15 protein-coding genes are annotated in these 17,934 nt (G+C 69.4%); 5 read left to right on the top strand and 10 right to left on the bottom strand.

Annotation, left to right across the window (positions count from 1 at the left end):
* Window positions 1-43: 43 nt before the first annotated feature.
* The 3 genes from DL990_RS20815 to DL990_RS20805 are packed head-to-tail and all read right to left on the bottom strand — an operon-like array spanning window position 44 to window position 2,602.
* Window positions 44-871 carry an ABC transporter permease gene (locus DL990_RS20815; protein WP_125785930.1) on the bottom strand — a complete coding sequence of 276 codons (828 nt, stop codon included), beginning with the start codon at window positions 869-871 and terminating at the stop codon, window positions 44-46.
* A 1-nt stretch (window position 872) separates the two neighbouring features.
* Window positions 873-1,688 (bottom strand): ABC transporter permease, encoded by an 816-nt coding sequence (locus DL990_RS20810; RefSeq protein ID WP_125799655.1) that lies wholly within the window; start codon window positions 1,686-1,688, stop codon window positions 873-875.
* Complete coding sequence (locus tag DL990_RS20805; RefSeq protein ID WP_125786048.1) at window positions 1,688-2,602, bottom strand: ABC transporter ATP-binding protein; 915 nt, start codon at window positions 2,600-2,602, stop codon at window positions 1,688-1,690. Before DL990_RS20805 ends, DL990_RS20810 begins: the two co-directional genes overlap by 1 nt.
* Window positions 2,603-2,720: 118 nt before the next feature.
* Between DL990_RS20805 and DL990_RS20800 the strand changes: the two genes are divergently transcribed.
* On the top strand, window positions 2,721-3,755 hold the full coding sequence (locus DL990_RS20800) for a M14 family zinc carboxypeptidase (protein WP_125799654.1): 1,035 nt from the start codon (window positions 2,721-2,723) through the stop codon (window positions 3,753-3,755).
* A gap of 59 nt (window positions 3,756-3,814) precedes the next feature.
* Here DL990_RS20800 and DL990_RS20795 read toward each other — a convergent pair whose 3' ends face one another.
* The 4 genes from DL990_RS20795 to DL990_RS20780 form a co-directional block, all read right to left on the bottom strand.
* Window positions 3,815-7,159, bottom strand: a complete 3,345-nt coding sequence (locus tag DL990_RS20795; protein WP_125799928.1) for a phosphodiester glycosidase family protein — start codon at window positions 7,157-7,159, stop codon at window positions 3,815-3,817.
* A 128-nt stretch (window positions 7,160-7,287) separates the two neighbouring features.
* Window positions 7,288-8,031, bottom strand: a complete 744-nt coding sequence (locus tag DL990_RS20790) for a maleylpyruvate isomerase family mycothiol-dependent enzyme (protein ID WP_125799653.1) — start codon at window positions 8,029-8,031, stop codon at window positions 7,288-7,290.
* A gap of 54 nt (window positions 8,032-8,085) precedes the next feature.
* Window positions 8,086-8,496, bottom strand: coding sequence for a nucleoside-diphosphate kinase (ndk, locus tag DL990_RS20785; protein WP_037310703.1), 411 nt, complete (start codon window positions 8,494-8,496; stop codon window positions 8,086-8,088).
* Window positions 8,497-8,560: 64 nt separating this feature from the next.
* On the bottom strand, window positions 8,561-8,908 hold the full coding sequence (locus DL990_RS20780) for a helix-turn-helix domain-containing protein (protein ID WP_125785934.1): 348 nt from the start codon (window positions 8,906-8,908) through the stop codon (window positions 8,561-8,563).
* A gap of 112 nt (window positions 8,909-9,020) precedes the next feature.
* Here DL990_RS20780 and DL990_RS20775 point away from each other — a divergent pair, with 112 nt between their 5' ends.
* On the top strand, window positions 9,021-9,914 hold the full coding sequence (locus DL990_RS20775; protein WP_125799652.1) for an NAD(P)-dependent oxidoreductase: 894 nt from the start codon (window positions 9,021-9,023) through the stop codon (window positions 9,912-9,914).
* Here DL990_RS20775 and DL990_RS20770 read toward each other — a convergent pair.
* The gene (locus tag DL990_RS20770; protein ID WP_125799651.1) at window positions 9,868-11,424 is read right to left on the bottom strand and encodes an alkaline phosphatase; all 1,557 of its coding nucleotides are present in this window, start codon (window positions 11,422-11,424) and stop codon (window positions 9,868-9,870) included. The genes DL990_RS20775 and DL990_RS20770 overlap by 47 nt on opposite strands.
* A 160-nt stretch (window positions 11,425-11,584) precedes the next feature.
* On the opposite strand from DL990_RS20770, the gene DL990_RS20765 reads away from it, so the two are divergent.
* Window positions 11,585-13,966 carry a penicillin acylase family protein gene (locus tag DL990_RS20765; protein ID WP_125799650.1) on the top strand — a complete coding sequence of 794 codons (2,382 nt, stop codon included), beginning with the start codon at window positions 11,585-11,587 and terminating at the stop codon, window positions 13,964-13,966.
* Window positions 13,967-14,041: 75 nt separating this feature from the next.
* Here the strand turns inward: DL990_RS20765 and DL990_RS20760 are convergent, their stop codons facing one another.
* Together DL990_RS20760 and DL990_RS20755 are read right to left on the bottom strand one after the other, a co-directional pair.
* Window positions 14,042-14,440, bottom strand: a complete 399-nt coding sequence (locus DL990_RS20760) for a DUF4233 domain-containing protein (protein WP_125793108.1) — start codon at window positions 14,438-14,440, stop codon at window positions 14,042-14,044.
* Window positions 14,437-16,113 carry a folylpolyglutamate synthase/dihydrofolate synthase family protein gene (locus tag DL990_RS20755; protein WP_125785939.1) on the bottom strand — a complete coding sequence of 559 codons (1,677 nt, stop codon included), beginning with the start codon at window positions 16,111-16,113 and terminating at the stop codon, window positions 14,437-14,439. The genes DL990_RS20760 and DL990_RS20755 overlap by 4 nt, the downstream gene beginning before the upstream one ends.
* 70 nt (window positions 16,114-16,183) lie before the next feature.
* Between DL990_RS20755 and DL990_RS20750 the strand changes: the two genes are divergently transcribed.
* Window positions 16,184-16,813 carry a bifunctional 2-polyprenyl-6-hydroxyphenol methylase/3-demethylubiquinol 3-O-methyltransferase UbiG gene (locus DL990_RS20750; RefSeq protein ID WP_125799649.1) on the top strand — a complete coding sequence of 210 codons (630 nt, stop codon included), beginning with the start codon at window positions 16,184-16,186 and terminating at the stop codon, window positions 16,811-16,813.
* 107 nt (window positions 16,814-16,920) lie between these two features.
* Complete coding sequence (locus DL990_RS20745; protein WP_125799648.1) at window positions 16,921-17,796, top strand: SGNH/GDSL hydrolase family protein; 876 nt, start codon at window positions 16,921-16,923, stop codon at window positions 17,794-17,796.
* The last annotated feature ends 138 nt before the right edge of the window (window positions 17,797-17,934 follow it).

Raw genomic sequence — 17,934 nt, 5'->3', positions numbered from 1 at the left:
AGCAACGCAAGTAGGTGACTAATTGCGGGGAGGATCGACGGGGTCAACGCAGCAGGAGCTTGCCGAACCGCTTCGAAGACGCGTAGATCCCGACGGCCGCCAGCGCCAGCAGATACGCCACGTTCCCGGCCATACCCCACGACAGGACGCCGACCGAGAGGCCGCGCATCAGCTCGATCCCGTGGTACAGCGGGAAGATCTGCACGATCCACTGGATCCCCGCGGGGTAGACCGAAAGCGGGTAGAACGTGGTGGAGAACAGGAACAGCGGCATCAGCACGAGGTTGATGTAGTCGAACTGCGAGACCGACCGCAGGAAGGTCACCAGCACGATGCCGATGGCCGAGAACGCCATCGCGATCAGCAGTGCCGCCGGGATCATCAGCAGGGCCCACCACGATCCGGGCAGCCCCATCACGGTCATCACGCCGAGGAACGTCGCCGAGTAGATCCCGCCGCGCAGCACCGACCAGCCGACCTCGCCGAGCGCGATGTCCAGCGGCCCGATCGGGGTCGCGAGCATGGCGTCGTACAGCTTGGCGTACTTCAGCTTGAAGAACAGGTTGTACGTCGAGTCGAGGATCGCGCCGTTCATCGCCGACGCCGCGAGCAGGCCGGGAGCGACGAAGGCGACGTAGCTCATCGCCTGTCCGCCGGGCCCGACGACCTCGCCGACGAGTTTGCCGAAGCCCAGCTGGAAGGCCATCAGGTAGAACAGCGGCTCGAAGACGCCGGACACGAACAGCATCCAGGCGTGCGAATACGTCAGGAAGGTGCGCTCCAGCACCGCCGTCGACCGGCCGCTGTACAGCGCGGACGGCAGGACGCGCAGCAGCACCCCGCGCCGCGGGGCTTCGGTGAGCACTGCCATTTCAGACCACCAGCCGTCGGTAGAAGTACTTGTGCGCCAACGCCCAGCCCGCCCCGGCCAGCACCACCAGGAACGCGAGGTGACCCAAAGTGGCGAGCGGGCCGACGGTGCCGAGGCTGACCGCCCTCGCCGCTTCGTTGCCGTGCCACAGCGGGGAGATCCAGGCGATCCACCTCAGCGGATCCGGCAGCTGCGAGATCGGGAAGAACGTGCCGGAGAACAACGTCATCGGGATCAGGACGAACCGGAACACCAGGCCGAACCGGGCGCCCTCGTCGTAGGTGGTCGCGGCCAGCGCCATCACCGGGGTGCCGCACGCGATGCCGGTGAGCGTCCCGATCAGGATGACGGCGAGGACGCCGAAGCCGGTCCAGGATCCGAAGAGTGCCGCGATGACGGCGTAGATCGTGCCCGCCAGGGTCAGCCGCAGGCTCACCCACATGATCTGGCTGCCGAGCACCTGCCCCGGTGTGATCGGGGTGGCGGTGACGGCCAGGTAGTCCTTTTGCCACTTGAACCCCGACAGCACCGGATAGCTCGACTCCCCCACCGCCAGTTGCGCCGCGCCGGCGACGAGCAGTGCCGGGGCGACGTACTCGAGGTACGAGAACCCGCTCGTCGCCGCGCCCGCCTGGACCTGGGAGCCGAACCCGAGCCCCATCGCGACCAGGAACAGCACCGGCTGGAGACCCGTCGAGTACAAGGTGGACACCCAGTACCGGCGGTACCACATCCAGTGGCCCTCGACCCGCAACCAGGCCCCGGCCCAGCGCGAGACCACGCGGCCCGTCGACGCCTTCGTCTGTGCTGTCGTCATCAGTCGACCAGCGTCCGGCCGGTGAGGCGGAGGAAGACGTCCTCCAGCGAACTGCGACGGACCAGGCTCGACAGGGGACGCAGCCCGCGCGCGTGCGCCTGTTCGAGGGTGGCCTCGCCGGTCATCGTGTAGAGCAGGACGCGATCCGGCAGCACCTCGACGCGTTCGGCGAGGCCTTCGATCTGCTTCGCGGCCGCCTCCTGCTCGCCGTTCGGGAAGCGCAGCTCCACGACCTCGCGGGTGGAATACCGGCTGATCAGGTCCGCGGGCGAACCTTCGGCGGCGATCCGGCCGTTGTCCATCACGACCAGCCTGTCGCAGAGCTGCTCCGCCTCGTCCATGTAGTGCGTGGTGATGATCAGCGTGGTCCCGCCGGCCTTGAGCCGGAACAGCCTGTCCCACAACAGGTGGCGGGCCTGCGGGTCCAGCCCCGTCGTGGGTTCGTCGAGCAGGAGCAGCTCCGGGTCGTTGACCAGGGAGCGGGCGATGGTCAGCCGCCGCTTCATCCCGCCGGAGAGCGAATCGACCTCCGCGTTCGCCCGGTCGGTGAGCTGGGCGAACTCCATCAGCTCCTCGGCCTTGCTCCGCACGTGTGACCGGGAGAGCCCGAAGTAGCGGCCGTAGATCTGCAGGTTCTGCCGGACGGTGAGCTCGGTGTCCAGGTTGTCCTGCTGCGGCACGACCCCGAGCCGGGCACGGATCTTCGGCCCCTCGACGTCCGGATCCATGCCGAGGACCCGCAGGTCGCCGTCGCTGCGCGGGGAGACGCTCGCGATCATCCGCATGGTGGAGGACTTGCCCGCGCCGTTGGGCCCGAGGAACCCGAACGCCTCCCCCGGCCGGACCTCGACATCGATCCCGCGGACGGCCTCGAAATCGCCGAAACGCTTGACCAACGCCTTCGCCTGCACCATCGCCGGTTCGTGCTCTGAGTCGCCCACGGTTGGCACCCTAGGACCTGCCACCGACAAAACTCGACCGGTTTACCGGCACCCTTGTTGGACGGCCCCGGCTCGTCGATACTCACCGACCATGAGTCTCAAGACCGGAATCGCCCTGTTGTCCTTTTTTGTCAGCGCCGGGCTCCTGGTGACGCCCGCCGCTCAGGCCGCCGAGACCACCGCGCCCACGGTGACCACTGTGGACGGTCGGACCGTCGACCCGCGGCCCTCCACCGCCAAGCTGGCCTTCGAACTGCACAAGCTGGCCGTGCTCAGCCACGGGAAGATCCGGGTGGACAGGATCGGCCGCAGCAACGAGGGCCGTCCGGTGTGGGCGGCCAGGGTCGGCCACGGCAAGACCCGGATCCAGTACGTCACCCAGCAGCACGGCGACGAGCCGCTCGGCACGCCCGCCGCGCTCGAGTTCCTGCGCAAGGTCGGCGTCGGGCACAGCGCGTGGCAGCAGAAACTGCTCGCGAAGGTGACCGTCGACATCGTCGTGCGCGCCAACCCGGACGGGCACGAGCGCGACTGGCGCTACAACTACGACCCGGCCGCCACTCCCGAATACGGTGAGAAGGGCAAGGGTTACGACATCAACCGCTACCACGACCCGGCCGTCGCTCCCGAGGACAACCCGGCCACCGAGGCCGGCCTGATCCAGCGGCGGAACGCGTCGTTCAAGCCGGACATCATGGTCGACTACCACATGCAGGGCCGGTACCGGGACGCCGACGGCAAGGAGATCACCGCTTCGACGATGTGGCCGACGCATCCGGGCGTGAAACCGTCCGATGTGGACTTCGCGAAGCAGATCGCGGTCGTGGTGCAGCGGTCGATCGACGGCAACGGCGGCTATGTCTCGCAGTACCCCGGCGGTGACTACCAGGGCATCGCGCGCAACGGGTACGGGCTGCTCGGCAACGGCAGCGTGCTGATCGAGCTGAGCCTCATCCCGGAGCGGGAGCAGCAGCAGATCCAGGACGCGCTGGCCTCGATGCTCGCGATCGCGCAGTCCGCGGCCGACGGTTCGGTGCGGAAGGTCGACCCGGCCGACGCCGAGGCGATCCCGCCGCGGGGTCCGGCGCTGCCGGGTACGGTCGAAGAGGCGCACGAAGCCGCCTGACGCGTGAGATGAAAGGCCCCTTCATTGCAAAATTTGCAATGAAGGGGCCTTTCATTGCATTAGCGGACGGTGACCGACAGACTCCGCGTCACCCCGTTGACGGTGACCGAAAGGCTCGCCACCCCCGCCCGCAGCGCGGTCAGCACCCCGGTCGCCGGGTCGAACGACGCGACGTCCCACGGCATCGCGGGCACGAAACCGCCGGCGACATGCGTGCCCCAGCCGCCCTTCCAGTCCGCGCTGACCGGGTACGAAACCGGCACCTGACGCGCTCCCTGCGTCACCACCGCCCGGACGTCCGCCTTCTCCCCCCGCGCCAGCGACGAGGGCCCGGACAGTGTCAGCGCGTCGACGTTCGGCCGCGTTTCGAACCGCACCGGCTGCGCCTTGTCGCCCGGCTCGAACCGGACCATCGTCCAGCCGACGAAGCCGCCGTCACCGGGGGCGGCCGCGGGCGACTTCCCGGAGTTGCCGTTCACCAGATAGGGCACGCCGTCGACCCGCGAAAGGCTGAAAACGCCCGCGTGCGAGGCGATCGCGGCCGCCTGCTTTCCCGATTCACGTTCGAAGGCGGTCAGCCAGTCGGTCAACATGGCGGCTTCCTTGCGGTCGGCCAGCTGCGAGTTCCCGGCCGCGCTGGGGTCCTTGACCGGATGGTGCATCGCGACGACCACGCCGCGGATCCGCCGGTCCGCCTTCGCGCCGTCCAGCGCCTCGCGCAGCATCCGGATCTGGTCGAACCCGCCCGCGCGCAGCGATCCGCGCGAGGAATCCATGAGCACCAACCGGATCCCGGCGACATCGGCGACGCGGTGGGTCTCCCCGAACGCCGCCTGGAACTCCGCCAGCCCGTGCCCGCCGTCGGCCTCGTGATTGCCCGGAACGTAGTACCAGGGCGCCTTGCCGACGAGCTCTTCATCGATGATCGAGCGAGCCAGCACGAAATCGGCGGCCGTGCCGCGGTCGACGAAGTCGCCGTTGATCAGCACGAGATCCGGTTTCGCCGCCACCGCCTCGCGCAGCGCGCGCCGGGCCTGGGCGACCAGCGGGCCGTCCGGCTGGTCGGCGGTGAACTGCGCGTCGCTGACCACGGCGATCCGCAGGCCGCCGGTCGCGGCGCCGTCGATGATCAGCGCCGGGTCACGCGGCGCCGGGTCGGCCGGGACGGCGGCCGCGGGCGCGACCTCGAAGGTGAGGTCGTCGAAGACCAGCCGTCCTTCGTACTGCTGGGCCGGGACGTTCTCGACGGCATAGAACTTCGTCAGCCGCTGCCCATCGGGAAGCCCGGCCGGGATCGCCGCGCGGACGTAGCGCCAGCCCGTCCAGTCGACACTCAACGACAGGTCCACGACGGACGGGAAGTTGGCGGCGTCGCGGAGTTCCGCCCGCAGCCAGGCGCCCTTCGCGTCGCCGTTGACCCACAGGCCGACGCGCTGGGTGCCGGGCGGCAACGCGACCGGTGCCGCCGAGTTGACGTACGCGGCGCGCGTGGCGTTGGTCCCGTTCAGCCGGTAGTCCAGTGCGAGACCGCGTCCGCCGTCACGCCCGGGTGCCTCGGAAAGCGCGGCGCCGACGACGGCGGGGAAGACGCTCGCGGTCCAGCCCGCCGGGCCGTCCAACGACGCCGCCACGCGGGATTCCGTGCCGACGGACGCCGCCAGATGCGTCACCTTGCCGCCGGCGGTGGCGGTGATCGCCGAAGCACCCGAAGCCTTCAGCGCGGTGACGGCGAACCCGTCGCCGGACGGTTCGATCCGCACCACCGCGGGGTCGTAGTCGAGTTTGACGTCGTCGGGCTCGATCCACGTGCCGTAGCCGTCGGCGTCGTAGCCGAACACCTTGAAGGTGCTCTTCGCGCCTTCGCCGGACAACGCGACCTGCTCGGTGCTCGTGCCCAAGCGGACCGGTGAGCCGAGGACGTTCAGCGTCGCCTTGCCCATGACGCCGCCGCGCTTGGCGTAGACGTCGACGCTCGCGGGCGAGTCCGGGCGGAGCCTGTCGGCGTGCGCGGTGAACACGCCGCCGGTCACGGTGCCGCGGACAGGATTCGTACTGAGCCACTGGACCTTGCCGTCGACGGCGGCACCGGTCTCGTCGTGGCCGCCGGCGGCGAGTTTTCGCGTCAGCCCGGAGAGCACGCGCGTCGCGTCGGCGCTGTCCTGCGCGGGACGGGGCGAGAAACCGGTCAGGCGCCCGCTTCCCGGCACGGTGGCGACACCGATGCCGTTGGGCACCAGGCGTTCCCCGCCGTCCGACGGCGCATTGCGCACCAGCGGCGACATCTCGCCCTCCTCGCGGGCGAGCATGGTCGACGAGCCGCCACCGTCGAGGTTGATCGCGTCGTCCGCGCCGAGCGACTTCAGGTGGCGGGCGAGTTCCAGTTCGGTCATGCCGCGGCTGTCCGCCTGACGGCCGTCGACCGTGGCCAGCCACATCTTCGTGCCGTCGGCGGAGAACCCGACCGCGGTCCGGGGGTGCATGGCGACGTTGTCGACCGGCTGGATCGCACCGTCACGCACCAGGACCTTGTTCCCGCCGATCGACACGGACAGCTTGCCCGCGTCACTCTTCGGCGCGTACGCGACGCCCACCCTGTCGCCGGTCTTCAAGCCGGACAACGTGTGCACGCCGCCGTCACGGGCCAGCAGGATCGTCGTGCCTGCCACGATCGGACCGTCCGCGGGCTGCGGACGCACCTGCGTGACGACGCCGTCGGAAACCTCGATTTCGACGACACGCTGGGCTCCGGCGACCGAGGTCCGTCGTGAAGACGCGCCCCATAGCGGGGTGTAGACGCCGATCGCGTCCCCGCTCAGCACGGGGCTGTTGAAGTTCGACGCGGGCACGACCCGGCCGTCGGGCAGGGTGACCGACGCGTCGAGGAACACCTCCGCGAGCCGCGCCTTGCCTTCTTCGGTGATCGACGCGGTCAGGTTGTGGCCGCGCGCGGGCGCCGTCTGGAGTTTCCCGGCGTCGATGCCGACGCCGATCGGCGCGCCGCTGGCGTTGATGTCGAAGAAGTCCCCGTTGACCCCGGCGACCGCGCCTGCCCTGGCGACCTGTTGCGAAAGCGGTGTCCGCGCGGAAACCGTGCCAGGGCTGAGATACGTCGGCTTGAGCGTCTTGCTGGTGAGGTCGACGGCGAGGGTGTCGCCGCGGATCCAGCCCGCCGGGTCGTAGCGGTCGAACTCGGTCAGGCTCAGGCCCGGCGCGACGGGCGAAGTCGCGCTGGTGGTGACGAGACCGTCGTCGGGCGCGGCCACGGCGTACGCGGACGGCCCCTCCTTCGCAGAGGAGGCCGCGGGGGCGGCTTCGATGGGCGCGGGGCCGAGTGGAGCGGCCAGAGAATCGGCGTGCGCCGGTGCGGCGACGAACAATCCGGGCAGCAGGGCAGCGAGCAGCAACAGGCGTGAATTTCTCACGAAATACCCCACGATCGAGTGATAGGCAGCTCGGCTCAGCACAGCGGACGCGAGCCGCCAGGAGAAGACCCGGAGGTGAACGTGAACCGAACGGCGTAGGGCGCCGAAGGTCAGGGCGTGAGAGGCCCGGCGAGGAACGTCTCCGCCGCCGCGACGTCACCGGTGATTTCGAGGCTCGCACCATCGAGTTCGATCCGTTGCCACAGCAGCAAGTCCAGCCCTTCCGCGGGCCCTTCGACGACGGCTTCCGCGGTTTCGGCGGGATCGGCCGTTCGCGAACCGGGGACGTCGCTTTCGCCCGGCGGTGTGATCAACCAGGCGTGTCCGGTGTCGGATGTCTTCAGCAGCAACGGAACGGTGACCACGGGCGGGGTGTGCCAACGCTTCACCTTCGGCAGCATGCCGAGGAGGACCTCGTCCACGCCGTCGGCGGCGATGGCCGGGTCGAGGGTGTGCTCGGTCCCCGCCGCGCGGTGCGCGTCCAGCAGATGCACCGCGGTCTCGTGGACCTGGCGGCGGAACCAGAAGGCCTTGGTCTTGGCGGCGGCGGTGAAGTTCCAGGCGCCGTCCTGCGGGGAAGCCTCACGCAACGCCTCGATGAGGTCATCCGCGCATTCGCCGTACCAGGCGGCGAGATCCGCGCCCGGTTCGGCTTCGAAGATCTGCTGCGCGGGGTCGCCGGTGCGCACGATCCCTGCCGCCCAGCGGTGCACGTTGCCGAGGTGGACGACCAGGTCACGCAGGCGCCAGTCGCCGCAGCACGGCACGGGCGCGGCGTGGTCCGCGGTGCGTGCCACCCGGGCGAAACCGGTGGTGAGTTCCCGCAGCCGTTCCAGGTACTCGTCCGGTGTCATCGAAGCTCCCCGATCCGTGGACGGCGCGGCGATCCCGCGCCGCCCACGAGTGTGTCAGACCTCGGGGAACCAGAGCTTGAGCTCGCGCTCGGCCGACTCCGGGGAGTCCGAACCGTGCACCAGGTTGTACTGGGTCTCCAGCGCGAAGTCGCCGCGCAGGGTGCCAGGGGTGGCCTTCTCGACCGGGTCGGTGCCGCCGGCGAGCTGACGGAAGGCGGCGATGGCGCGCGGGCCCTCGACGGCGATCGCGACCAGCGGGCCCGAGGTGATGAACTCGAGGAGGTCGCCGAAGAACGGGCGCTCCTTGTGCTCGGCGTAGTGCTCCTCGGCGACCGAGCGCTCGACGGTGCGCAGTTCGAGGGCGGCGAGCTTCAGGCCCTTGCGCTCGATGCGCGAGATGACCTCGCCGACGAGGCCGCGCGCGACGCCATCGGGCTTGACGAGGACCAGCGTGCGTTCAGTCACGGCGGTATTTCTCCTTGGGTGGGTTTCGTGCTATTCGCCCGGAGCCTACTGGGTGCTTCGCCGCTCACTTCACGTCGGACCAGGGAATGGCCTCGATACGCTCCAGGTGCTCGTCGCCCCACTCCCCCAGCGCGGCCATCGCCGTGTTGAGCGAATCCCCGAACGCGGTCAGCGAGTACTCCACCTTCGGCGGGACCTGGTGGTACACCTCGCGATGCAGCAGTCCGGTGGCCTCCATCTCTCGCAGTTGCAGGATCAGCACCCGTTCGCTGATGCCGGGCACCGCGCGCCGCAGCTCCCCGAAGCGCAGCGGCCCGTCCTGGAGCGCGAACAGGATGAGCCCTTTCCATTTGCCGCCCACGACGGCGATCGCGGCGTCGAGGCCGCAGGTGAACGTCCGATTCTTGGTCATCGCGTCACTTACCTTTTTGTCAGTACCCGGCAAAATAGTAGGTACTTGATCGAATGTACGCGACCGTCCAGCATGAAGTCATCCCGAAGATTTCCTTTGACTGGAGCGAAAAATGACGAAGACGCCGGTGACCGTCCTTGGCCTCGGTTCGATGGGCTCGGCTCTGGCGGGCGCGTTCGTCACGGCCGGGCATCCGACCACGGTGTGGAACAGGACGGCCGCGAAGGCCGATCCCCTTGTCGCGCTGGGAGCGCGGCGGGCCACGACGGCCGAAGAGGCTGTGCGTGCAAGTCCGTTGGTCATCGCCTGCTTGACCACCTACGAGGCCACTCTCGCCGCCTTGGCGCCGGTTTCCTTGACCGGACGCGCTTTGGTCACCTTGAACAGCGGCTCACCGGCGGGAGCGCGCCGGATGGCCGAGTGGGCGACGAGCCGGGGCGCGCGGTACCTCGACGGCGCGATCAAGAACGTGCCGTCGGCCGTGGGCGGACCGGACACACTGCTGTACTACGGCGGCGACAAGACCGTTTTCGACGAGCACCTGGACACGTTGCGGGTGCTGGGCGGCGACACCGTCCACCTCGGCGAGGACACCGACCTCGCGGCGCTGTACGAAACGGCCGTCGGCGGCACCCTGTTGCCCGCGCTGGTCGGGTTCTTCCAGGGCGCCGCCGCTCTGCGGTCACGCGGACTCGAAGCCGAGACGCTGCTGCCGTACGCCACCAAGTGGTTCGAGATGATCATCTCGGTTCTGCCGATGCTCGCCAAGGAAATCGACAGCGGCGACTACTCGAATCCCGCCTCCTCGGTGGACATCTTCCACGCCGGCGCCGCCGCCGACCTCGGACTGGCCGAGGAAGGCGTCGACGTCGGCTGGCAGCTCCCGATGCACGACCTCGTGCGGCGGGCCGCCGAGGCCGGGCACGGCGACCGCAGCATCGCGGTACTGACGGAACTACTCAGCGTTGGGCCTGCAGGGTCTTCGACCACAGAGAAGCGCCAGTAGCGTCCCGCAGGTCGACAGTGAGCGCACCGCTCCGTCCGTCGATGTTCACCTCGCCGAAGTGCTGGAACCCGTCGGCGGGCGAGGTGTTCGAGGCGGGCGGGGCGTGCACGAACACCGCTTCCGGCCCGAAGGTCGGGTCGAGCGTGTTCGGGCCGAACGCGCCGGCGTTGAGCGGGCCGGAGACGAACTCCCAGAACGGGTCGAAATCGGTGAAGGACGCGCGATCCGGCGAGTAGTGGTGCGCCGCGGTGTAGTGCACGTCGGCGGTCAGCCAGACGACGTTGCGCACCCGGCGCCGCGAGATCTCCCGCAGCACCCAGGCGAGTTCCGTCTCACGGCCGCCGGGCGCGCCGGGCAGGCCGTTGGCGACGCCCTCGATGGCCTTGCCGTCCGGCACGGTGAGGCCGATCGGGAGGTCGGCCTGGACGATCTTCCACGTGGCGGTGCTGCGGTCGAGCGCGTCGACGAGCCAGCGCGCCTGACGGTCGCCGAGGATCCGGCCCGGCTTGGTCTGGTCGGCGGTGTTGGCGTCCTTGTAGGTCCTCATGTCCAGCACGAAGACCTCGGCGCGCGAACCGTGCCGGAAGTTGCGGTAGACGCGGCCGTCGACGGCCTGGCGCCGGTCGATCGGATGCCATTCGTGGAACGCCTGGAACGCCCGCGCGGCGAGTACGTCGACCCGCTTCTCGGTGTATTCGGGACGGTCGTTGAGGATCTCACCCGGGAACCAGTTGTTCACGACTTCGTGATCGTCCCACTGGACATAGGCCGGCACGTTCGCGGTGAACCGCTTGAGGTTGTCGTCGAGGAGGTTGTAGGCGAACTGGCCGCGGTACTCGTCGAGCGTCTCGGCGACCTTCGACTTCTCCGGGGTGACGATGTTGCGCCACACGCGCCCGCCGGGCAGCGCGACGGTCTCGGTGAGCGGCGCGTCGGCGTAGACCGTGTCTCCACAGTGGAGGAACAGATCCGGACGGCGGTCGGCCATCGCGCGGTAGATCGTCATTCCGCCGCGTTCGGGGTTGATGCCCCAGTTCTGCCCCGCGACGTCACCGGACCACACCAGGCGCACGTCGGAGCGGCCGACCGGGGCGGTGACGAACCGGCCGGTGACGGCCTCGCTGTGTGTCCGGCCGTCGAGTGCTTCGGCGGTTACGCGGTAGTGGACCTCGGTCCCCGGCGGCAGGCCCGCGACACGGATCTTGCCGGTGCCGCCCGTCTCCGGGCTCATCACCGGCCCGCGCACGCGGCGCGCGTGCCGGAACGAGGGGTCCCTGGAGACCTCGACGATCAGCCGCGCGGGCCGGTCGGCGCGCGACCAGACGATGCCGGAACCGGTGGTGACGTCGCCGGACTGGACACCGTGCGTGAGCACCGGGCGGTCGCGGCGGATCAGCGGGACGGGATTCGCGATCGCGGTTCCGGGGAGGAGCAGGCCGCCCGCGACCGCTCCGGCGCCGGTGAGACCGGCCTTGAGCAGCGTGCGGCGGTTGTGGTGGGTTGCGGTCATGGCGCGGTTCTATCCCGCGGCCACGGCCGGTGGGCCAACGGCGGTTGACCTGGCGATGAACGAACGGACGGTAGCCGGCTCAACCGTTCGGCCGATGCTTCCCGCCGCTCGCCGCCGGTAGCGTCGATCACCGGGGACGATCGATCCGGATGGGGGAACGATGCGAAGATTCCAGCGTGGTCTCGTGCTGCTCACAGCGGCTTTGGCGACGTCGAGCCTGGTGACGGGGGTTTCGTCGGCAGGCGAGCTGGGCCGCACGAGGGCGGTGATCGCGTACACCGAGTACGGGATTCCACACATCGCCGCGAAGGACTTCGACGGGCTCGGCTACGGCTACGGGTTCGCCGCGGCCAAGGACAACATCTGCGAACTCGCGAACACCTATCTGACGGTCTCCGCGCGGCGGTCCGCGCACCTCGGGCCGGGCGGCCAGGGCAATCCGGCGATGAGCGAGGCGAAGAACAACCTCGACAGCGACCTGCACTTCCAGCGGATCAACGATTCCGGCGTGATCGAACGGCTGCTCGCGCGGCCCGCGCCGCAAGGCCCGCGGACGGAGGTCCGGGAACTCGCCGCCGGATACGTCGCGGGGTACAACGAGTATCTGAAGCGGACCGGCGTGCGGCGGATCACCGATCCGATGTGCGGCGGCGCGGACTGGGTCCGGCCGATCACCGAGCTGGACTTCTACCGGCACCTGTACGCCATCTCCTCGGTGGGTGGGCAAGGCGCGCTCGCGGCCGACCTGGTCCGCACCCAGCCTCCGTCCACAAAGGACGTTCCGGCCGCGGGACCGGAATCGGCACCGAAGATCGCCGACGGACTCCGCAAGGCCATGGGGTCGGGTGAGCTCGGCAGCAACGGCATCGCCATCGGCGGCGACGGAACGAAGTCCGGCGGCGGCCTGCTGCTCGGGAATCCGCACTATCCGTGGCAAGGCGGACGCCGGTTCTGGCAGTCGCAGCTGACCATCCCCGGCCGGTTCGACGTCGCCGGCGGAAGCCTGTTGGGGCTCCCGCTGCCGCAGATCGGGCACAACGCCGACGTCGCGTGGACGCATACGGTGTCGACAGCCATCACGTTCGGCCTCTTCGAGGTACCGCTGGCACCCGGCGACCCGACGACGTACCTCGTCGACGGGAAACCGGAGAAGATGACCGCGCACGAGGTGAAGGTCGAGGTCCGGGAGCCGAACGGCGAGCGCAGGCAGGTCGGCCGCACCTTCTACGGAACGCGTTACGGCCAGGTGATCGGGTCGGCGTTCGGCGTGCCGACGCCATGGACGACGACGTCCGCGCATGCGTTGCGAGACGGGAACGCGGGCAATCTGCGCGCACTGAACACCTGGTTCGAACTGAGCGGATCGCGCAGCACCAAGGACGTCGCCGCGGCGCTCGAGCACACCCAAGGTGTCCCGTGGGTCAACACCGTCGCCGCCGACCGGGCGGGCAACGCGTTGTACAGCGACATCCAGGTCGTCCCGCACGTCACCGACGATCGGGCGGCGAACTGCGGCACCCCGCTGGGCCGTGCGCTGTTCCCCGGCACCGGACTGTCCATCTTGGACGGTTCGAAGTCCTCATGCGACTGGGGTTCCGACCCGGGCTCCTTGGAGCCGGGCCTGTTCGCGCCGTCCCGGCTGCCGCTGCAACAGCGACGCGACTACGAACTCAACGCCAACGACAGCGCCTGGCTCTCCAACGCCCGCGCGCCGATCGCGCCACTCCCCCGGATCGTCGGCACGACCGGGACACAGCGATCGGACCGGACGAGGGAAGCGCTGATCGCCACCGAAGAAGGCTTGACGGGCAAGGGTTTCACGCCGTCGTCGATGAAGGAAATGCTGTACCGCGATCGAAGCCGGACCGCGGAACTCGCGGCCGCCGACACGGCGAAGATGTGCGCGACCTTCCCGGAAGGGCAGGCTCCGTCCACGTCAGGCCCGGTGCCCGTCGGCAACGCCTGCGCGACACTTTCGGCCTGGGACCGCACGTTCCGGCTCGACAGCCGCGGCGCGCTCTTCTTCGAGCGGTTCAGAAACCGGCTCAACGGCCTTCGGAACATCTGGCAGGTCCCGTTCGACCCGAACCGGCCGGTCACGACGCCGCATTCGCTCGCGACCGGGAATCCCGACGTGCAAAAGGCTTTCGGTGACACACTCGCCGAATTCCGCGACAACGGACTCCCCGTCGACGGCAGGCTCGGCGACAACCAGGCGGTGACACGCGCCGGACAGCGGATCCCGATCCACGGCGGGCCTGGCGGTCTCGGCGTGCTCAACGTGATCACGTCGCTGTGGGACCCGGCCAAGGGCAACCACGAGGTCGTGCACGGATCCAGTTACGTGCAGGTGGTCGGGTTCAGCGGCAAGGCCTGCCCGGATGTCTCGACGATCATGACGTATTCACAGTCGGCCGATGTCACCTCGCCGCATTTCACCGACCAGACGCGGTTGTACTCGCAGGGCGGCTGGGTGCGGGGCCGGTTCTGCGCCGCGGATATCGCGAGGTCACCGGAACTGCGGGTGGTGCGACTGCGGTAAGCGCTCCCAATGTCATGAAAGGGTCGTTCAGGACATTTTTGTCCTGAACGACCCTTTCATGACATCCGCGAAACCCTACTGCGGTTGCTGCTGCTGACTCGGGAGCGTCCCGGCCGCCATCCGCCGCGCCACGTCCTTCCGCAGCCACAACAGCCACAGCCAGATTCCGAGGAAGACCACCCCGAGGATCGCCACGGCGGGCAGTGCGACGAAGAAAGCGATCAGCGCGACCTGCAACACCAGCACCGCGGGCACCGCCCACGGCTTCTTCAGGAAACCGCACAGCACGATCAGCGCGACCGCGATCACGATCACCGACCAGCCGGTCAGCGAGCCGACGCCGCCGCCGAGTTTCGCCACCACCGGCAGCGCGAGCGCGACGGTGATGCCCTCCATGATCAGGGAACCGGCCATCACGCCACGGAAGGACTTCATCGGGTCCTTGGCGGGCGGTTTCGGGGTCTCGTCGGTCACGCCGGCTCCTTACCGAACAGGGTCCTGGCCTCGCCCGCGGTGACGACCGAGCCGGTGACCAGCACGCCGCCGCCCGCCAGGGGCTCCTCGGGGTCGTCGCTCTGCTCGACGAGGCCGATGGCGGTCTCGATCGCGGCGTCCAGGCTCGACTCGGCCACGACGCGGTCTTCGCCGAAGATCGAGATGGCGATGTCGTTGAGTTCGTCGAGCGGCATCGCGCGCGGGGACGAGTTCTTGGTGACGACGATCTCGGAGACGACCGGTTCGAGGGCGTCGAGGATGCCGCGGGCGTCCTTCTCGGCCATCACGCCGACCACGGCGACGAGGCGGCGGAAGGCGAACTCCTCGGCGACGGTGGTGGCGAGCGCCTTGGCACCGTGAGGGTTGTGGGCGGCGTCGAGCAGCACGGTCGGTGCGGCGCGGACGCGCTCCAGCCTGCCGGGGGTCTCGACCTCGGCGAAGGCCTCGCGGACGGCCTCGACGACCAGTTGCCTGTCCTTGCCAGCGCCGAAGAACGCTTCGACGGCGGCCAGCGCGAGCGCAGCGTTGGCCGCCTGGTGCGCGCCGTGCAGGGGCAGGAAGATCTCGTCGTAGACCCCGCCGAGGCCCTGCAGCTTCAGCATCTGCCCGCCGACGGCGATCTCGCGCTCCATCACGCCGAACTCGCTGCCCGCGCGGGCGACGCTCGCGTCGACCTCGATGGCGCGTTCCAGCAGGATCTGCTGCACTTCGGGGTCTTGATCGGCGATGACCGCGACGCTGCCGGGCTTGATGATCCCGGCTTTCTCCACCGCGGCTTTGGCCGGAGTGCCGCCGAAGTACTCGACGTGGTCGACGCCGATCGGCGTGATGACGGCGACCTCACCGTCCACGACGTTCGTGGCGTCCCAGGAGCCACCGAGACCGGTTTCGACGACCGCGGCTTCGACGGGTGCGTCGGCGAAGGCCGCGAACGCCATCCCGGTGAGCACCTCGAACTTGCTCATCGGCACCGCGTCGGGTCCGCCCGCGTTGTCCACCATGGTCACGTACGGCGCGACATCGCGGTACAGGTCGACGTAGGCGGCGGCGGAGATGGGGGCGCCGTCGAGCGCGATCCGTTCGGTGACCAGCTGCAGGTGAGGGCTCGTGTACCGGCCGACGCGCAGGCCCATGCGGGTCAGCAGCGCGTCGATCATCCGGGTGGTCGAACCCTTGCCGTTCGTCCCGGCGACGTGCACCACCGGATAACCGCGGTGCGGTTCACCCATGAGGTTGACCAGGGCCGCGATCCGGGCGAGGGACGGCTCGATCTTGGTCTCGGGCCACCGCTGGTTCAGCTCGGCTTCGACGGCGAGCAGCTCGCGGCGCGCCTGCTGCCCGTTCGGGTCGGCCGGGGCGAACTCGTCGCCCTGGTCGTCGAGTTCGTGCAGTTCCACGTCCTCCGGGGCGACGAGGTCCGGCACGGGGCCGAGCGCGAGGTTGTCCCCCAGCTGCCCGATCCCGCCGATGCCGCCACCGGCACCGCCACCCGCCTGGTACGCGGCGTCAGGGGCGTCCAGATCCGGGTCGGTGTCGTCGGACGGATCGTGGGCGCGTGCCCCCAATTCGTCGACACCGGCGAAACTGTCCAGATCTGCCAGGTCCGGGGATTCCCTGAAATCTTCGGAATCCCGGCCGTCACCTCGCGGCACGAACTCTCCTCTTAGCCTTGCTACCTGTCGGGCCGAGTCTACGTGCGGCTTTTGCTGGCACTCTCGACGCATGGGGTTCAACCACAACGACCACTACCATCCGCTGCTGCTCGACCAGCTGCCTCCCGGTCCCGGCGTGGCGCTGGACGTGGGCTGCGGCGGCGGCCGGCTCGCGCGGCGGCTCGCGGCGACCGGAATGCACGTCGAGGCGATCGACCGGTCCGCTTCGATGATCGACCTCGCCCGCGCCGCCGGCTCGCCGGGCCCCGGCACGATCTCGTACCGGCAGGCCGACGTCGTCACCGAGAAGCTGCCGGAGGGCGCGTACGACTTCATCTCCTGCCTCGCATCACTCCACCATGTGCCGTTCGACACGGTCACGAGGCTGCGGGACGCGCTGGTCCCCGGCGGTGTCCTTGCCGTGCTCGGCCTCGGCAGACCCAGCACGTTCGCCGACTACGCGCGCGCCGCCGTGGCGTCGCCGGTCAACGCGCTGGCCAGGGTGGTCGTGTACGCGGGCGACCGGCTCAACGGCGGGGCGGATCCGCTGCCGACGGCGCCGATCGTGGAGACCTACCCGCCGATGAGCCGCGTCCGGCGCGACGCGGCTCGGCTGCTGCCGGGGAGCAAGGTGCGGAATCTTCTCTTCTACCGCTATCTCCTGGTCTACCGCAGGCCGGAAGACGATCACCCGATCTGACAGCCCAAGCGGGTGAAACCGGCGCTCGTCCACCCGATCGGCGGCGCCGGGCCGGCCGGATCCGGTTCATTTTTGAGAGGCCATCCAGTCCGGAGATCGGGGTCCTCATGCGCTTAAGACGTGTCCTGTTCGCGGCCGTCTCGACCGTCGTCCTGCTGATCGCCTCCGCCACGGCGGCCACCGCCGCCGAGCGGTCCTACCGGAATTACGTCGCGCTGGGTGATTCCTACACCTCCGGACCGCTCATCCCGCTCCCCCGCCTCGACCCGCTCTTCTGCGGCAAGTCGACGCAGAACTACCCGTCGATCCTCGCCTCGGCGCTGCGGGTGCGCTCGTTCACCGACATCAGCTGCGGTGGCGCCGACACCACGAACATGACGCAACGGCAACGGGTGACCCTCGGCAGCAACCCGCCGCAGTTCAGCGCGCTGCGCGCGAACACCGACCTGGTCACCGTCGGTATCGGCGGCAACGACTACGGCGTCTTCGGCACGCTGGTCGGCACCTGCCCGACGCTGCGCGCGAGCGATCCCACCGGGAGCCCGTGCCAGGACAGGTTCACCGTCGGCGGCGTCGACACCATCAAGGCCAAGATCGCCGACACCGGCAAGAACGTGGAGAAGGTGCTGGCCGGCATCCACGCCCGCTCGCCGCGCGCCGACGTGCTCGTCGTCGGCTACCCGCGGATCGCGCCGGAATCCGGCTACTGCCCGAAGATCCTGCCCTTCGCCGAAGGCGACTACGCCTGGCTCAACGACGTCGAGACGGCGTTGAACTCGGCGATCGAGAAGGCCGTCGCCGCCGACGGCAAGGCGACCTTCGTGGACACGTTCGGCCCGTCCGCCGGACATGACGCCTGCGCGCCGAACGGTGCCGCGTGGATCAACGGGCAGCACACGAAACTGCTCGCCGCGGCGGCGTACCACCCGTATCGCACCGGGATGGCGGGGGTGGCCGGAGTGGTCCTCCGTCACCTCCGCTGAGCCTCCGCGCGTGCAATGAGCCTTTTTCATCCTTGGTGTTCGAGGGTGAGGATGGCTTTGGCGTGGGTGGTGACGTGGTGGGTGCTGCAGCGGGCGCGGGTGAGGATGCGCCAGTTTTTGAGGGTGGCGAAGCCGCGT

This window comes from Amycolatopsis sp. WAC 01416 (genome assembly GCF_003947485.1).
Lineage (GTDB): Bacteria > Actinomycetota > Actinomycetes > Mycobacteriales > Pseudonocardiaceae > Amycolatopsis.
The sequence above is the reverse complement of the archived record's forward strand: the minus strand, read 5'-3'. Positions and strand labels throughout refer to the sequence as shown.

What these genes read in the sequence shown, in the direction of transcription:
- DL990_RS20775 (WP_125799652.1), top strand. Translation starts at nt 9,021, where the DNA reads ATGACGAAGACGCCGGTGACCGTCCTTGGCCTCGGTTCGATGGGCTCG.
- DL990_RS20815 (WP_125785930.1), bottom strand. Translation starts at nt 871, where the DNA reads ATGGCAGTGCTCACCGAAGCCCCGCGGCGCGGGGTGCTGCTGCGCGTC.
- DL990_RS20810 (WP_125799655.1), bottom strand. Translation starts at nt 1,688, where the DNA reads ATGACGACAGCACAGACGAAGGCGTCGACGGGCCGCGTGGTCTCGCGC.
- DL990_RS20780 (WP_125785934.1), bottom strand. Translation starts at nt 8,908, where the DNA reads ATGACCAAGAATCGGACGTTCACCTGCGGCCTCGACGCCGCGATCGCC.
- DL990_RS20745 (WP_125799648.1), top strand. Translation starts at nt 16,921, where the DNA reads ATGCGCTTAAGACGTGTCCTGTTCGCGGCCGTCTCGACCGTCGTCCTG.
- DL990_RS20765 (WP_125799650.1), top strand. Translation starts at nt 11,585, where the DNA reads ATGCGAAGATTCCAGCGTGGTCTCGTGCTGCTCACAGCGGCTTTGGCG.
- DL990_RS20805 (WP_125786048.1), bottom strand. Translation starts at nt 2,602, where the DNA reads ATGGTGCAGGCGAAGGCGTTGGTCAAGCGTTTCGGCGATTTCGAGGCC.
- DL990_RS20800 (WP_125799654.1), top strand. Translation starts at nt 2,721, where the DNA reads ATGAGTCTCAAGACCGGAATCGCCCTGTTGTCCTTTTTTGTCAGCGCC.
- DL990_RS20790 (WP_125799653.1), bottom strand. Translation starts at nt 8,031, where the DNA reads ATGACACCGGACGAGTACCTGGAACGGCTGCGGGAACTCACCACCGGT.
- DL990_RS20750 (WP_125799649.1), top strand. Translation starts at nt 16,184, where the DNA reads ATGGGGTTCAACCACAACGACCACTACCATCCGCTGCTGCTCGACCAG.
- DL990_RS20770 (WP_125799651.1), bottom strand. Translation starts at nt 11,424, where the DNA reads ATGACCGCAACCCACCACAACCGCCGCACGCTGCTCAAGGCCGGTCTC.